This is a genomic window from Microbacterium sp. Bi128, from assembly GCF_918698205.1.
Genome location: NZ_CAKKMM010000568.1, coordinates 1 through 3,071, shown reverse-complemented (window position 1 = coordinate 3,071; position 3,071 = coordinate 1). Strand labels below are relative to the sequence as shown.

General features: G+C 67.3%; 3 protein-coding genes. 1 reads left to right on the top strand and 2 read right to left on the bottom strand.

Going from position 1 to position 3,071, the window contains the following annotated elements:
* Together LQV45_RS23010 and LQV45_RS23005 are read right to left on the bottom strand one after the other, a co-directional pair.
* On the bottom strand, positions 1-568 hold a 568-nt coding region (locus LQV45_RS23010; RefSeq protein WP_230008981.1), incomplete at its 3' end, for an enoyl-CoA hydratase/isomerase family protein.
* Positions 568-2,067 (bottom strand): CoA-acylating methylmalonate-semialdehyde dehydrogenase, encoded by a 1,500-nt coding sequence (locus tag LQV45_RS23005; RefSeq protein WP_230008980.1) that lies wholly within the window; start codon positions 2,065-2,067, stop codon positions 568-570. The genes LQV45_RS23010 and LQV45_RS23005, both read right to left, overlap by 1 nt.
* Before the next feature lie 131 nt (positions 2,068-2,198).
* Between LQV45_RS23005 and LQV45_RS23000 the strand changes: the two genes are divergently transcribed.
* The gene (locus LQV45_RS23000; RefSeq protein ID WP_230008979.1) at positions 2,199-3,005 is read left to right on the top strand and encodes an exodeoxyribonuclease III; all 807 of its coding nucleotides are present in this window, start codon (positions 2,199-2,201) and stop codon (positions 3,003-3,005) included.
* Positions 3,006-3,071: the final 66 nt, after the last annotated feature.

The window sequence follows — 3,071 nt, the reverse complement described above, 5'->3', positions numbered from 1 at the left end:
GGTGGGCTCCGGTCAGGGCCGCATGGGTGCCGGTCTCCCCCGGCGAGCCGGAGAGCAGCAGGGTGCCGCCGACGTCGGGAACAAACCCGATCGTCGTTTCGGGCATGCCCGTGCGGGTGCGTTCGGTGACGATCCGTACGGAGCCGTGGGCCGAGATCCCCACGCCGCCGCCCAAGACCAGCCCGTCCATGAACGCGACGTACGGCTTGGGGTATTCGGAGATGAGCAGGTTCAGCCGGTACTCGACGGCCCAGAAGTCTGCGGTGGCGTCCCCGCCGTCGAGCATGTCCCGGTAAATGGCCACGATGTCACCGCCGGCGCAGAGGCCCCGGTCCCCGGCGCCGCGGACCAGCACCGCGGCCACGGCGTCGTCGTCGGCCCAGAGCGTGAGCTGTTCGAGCATCGCGGCGGCCATGCCGGCCGTCAGGGCGTTGACGGCCGCGGGCCGGTTGAGGGTCACGACGCCGAGGCGGCCGCGCCGTTCAAACGTCACTTCCCCTGCTTCCCCGGGCAAGGGTTCGCCGGCCGCTGCTCCACTGTCCGCTACCCGCGCAGCGTCCGCCCCCATCAGCTGCCTTCCGGCATGATGAAGCTGGCGCCCTGGCGGATACCGGACGGCCAGCGGCTGGTGACCGTTTTGGTCTTCGTGTAGAAGCGGAAGGCGTCGGCCCCGTGCTGGTTGAGGTCGCCGAATCCGGACGCCTTCCAGCCGCCGAAGGTGTAGTAAGCAATGGGCACGGGGATGGGGACGTTGATGCCCACCATGCCCACCTGGACCCGGCTGGCGAAGTCCCGGGCGGCGTCGCCGTCGCGGGTGAAGATGGCCACGCCGTTGCCGAACTCGTGTTCGCTGCAGAGCCGGAGGGCCTCGTCGTAGTCTTCGGCGCGGAGCACGCTGAGGACCGGGCCGAAGATTTCCTCCTTGTAGATCTTCATGTCCTTCGTGACGTTGTCGAACAGCGTGGGTCCGATCCAGAAGCCGCCGTCGTAGCCTTCCACCTTCAGGCCGCGGCCATCGGTCACCAGGCTCGCGCCTTCCTCGACGCCGGAGGCGATGTAGCCTTCGATCCGGTCCTTCGCGGAGGCCGCCACCACCGGGCCGAAATCGGAGTCCTTGGCGAGGCTGTGGCCGACCTTGAGGCCGGCGATCCGCTCCTGCAGCTTCTCCACGAGGACGTCCGCGGTCTTCCGGCCCACCGGAACGGCCACCGAGATCGCCATGCAGCGCTCGCCCGCGGAGCCGAAGCCTGCCCCGATCAGGGCGTCCGCGGCCATGTCCAGGTCCGCGTCGGGCATGATCACCATGTGGTTCTTGGCGCCGCCGAAGCACTGCGCGCGCTTGCCGTTCGCCGCGGCGGTGGCGTAGATGTACTGGGCAATGGGCGTGGAGCCGACGAACCCGATGGCCTGGACCCGGGGATCCTCCAGCAGCGCGTCCACCGCTTCCTTGTCCCCGTTGACGACGTTGAAGACGCCGTCGGGGAGGCCCGCTTCGGTGAAGAGCTCGGCCAGCCGCAGCGGCACGGAGGGGTCCCGTTCGGAGGGCTTGAGGATAAAGGCGTTGCCGGCGGCGAGCGCCGGCCCGGACTTCCACAGCGGGATCATGGCCGGGAAGTTGAACGGCGTGATGCCGGCTACGACGCCGAGGGGCTGGCGCATCGAGTGCACGTCGACGCCGGTTCCGGCGTTGTCCGAGAACTCGCCCTTGAGCAGGTGCGGGGCGCCGGCGGCGAACTCGACCACTTCGATGCTGCGCTGGATGTCGCCCTTGGCGTCCGGGAAGGTCTTGCCGTGCTCGGAGGACAGCAGGTTGGCGAGTTCGTCCATGTGCTCGTTGACCAGGTCCACGAACCTGAGCAGGATCCGGCCGCGGCGCTGCGGATTCATCGCGGCCCATTCCACCTGCCCCTTTTCGGCGCTGGCGATCACGTTACGCACTTCCTCGGTGCTGGCCAGCGGCAGCCGGGCCTGGACCTCGCCGGTGCAGGGATCATAGACGTCGCTGAACCGGCCGGAGGTACCCTCAACCCGCTGCCCGTCAATGTAATGGGATAGTTCTCGAACCATGACCGAATGCTCCTTTGCATGTGACCTAGATCATCTCTGCAGCCGAATATACTCGGACTTCCTACTAATTTCCAGAGGACGGAGCCGGCCGGCGGCTTCGTCCGGGGGCCAAGTTCGGTAAGTTAGGGACTGTGAAGATTGCTACCTGGAATGTGAACTCGCTCCGTGCCCGCGCCGACCGTGTGGAGTCCTGGCTTCAGCGCACGGACTGCGACGTCCTGGCCATCCAGGAAACCAAATGCAAGGACGAGAACTTCCCCTGGGAGCTCTTCGAGAACATGGGCTACGAGGTGGCGCACTTCGGCCTGAGCCAGTGGAACGGCGTCGCGATCGCCTCCCGGGTGGGACTCGACGACGTCGAACGCACCTTCCTGGACCAGCCCGTGTTCGGCAAGAGCGGCAAGGACGCCGTGCAGGAGGCCCGCGCCATCGGCGCCACGTGCGGCGGCGTCCGGGTCTGGAGCCTCTATGTCCCGAACGGCCGCGCCCTCGACGATGAGCACATGCCCTACAAGCTCAACTGGCTGGACATCCTGAAAACCCACGCCGGCACCTGGGTCAAGGAGGACCCCGAGGCGCAGATTGCGCTGATGGGCGATTTCAATATCGCACCCCTGGATGATGACGTCTGGGACATCGACTACTTCCGCTCCGAGGGCCTCACCCACGTCAGTGAGCCTGAGCGGGCCGCCTTCCACGCCTTCGAGGAGGCCGGCTTCCAGGATGTCGTCCGCCCGCACACCCCGGGACCCGGCGTCTACACCTACTGGGATTACACGCAGCTCCGCTTCCCGAAAAAGGAGGGCATGCGGATCGACTTCATCCTCGCCTCCCCGGCCCTGGCGGCACGGGTCACCGGTGCGATGATCGACCGCGAGGAGCGCAAGGGCAAGGGCGCCTCGGACCACGCCCCGGTGATTGCGGAACTGGCGGACTAATGGCTGCCGGCCAGGGAAGCGTCGTGATCCAATGACGGGGAGCATCTACCACGGACAGTCCGGGCT

Coding starts and splice junctions, on each gene's coding strand:
- LQV45_RS23005 (WP_230008980.1), bottom strand. CDS start 2,067: ATGGTTCGAGAACTATCCCATTACATTGACGGGCAGCGGGTTGAGGGT.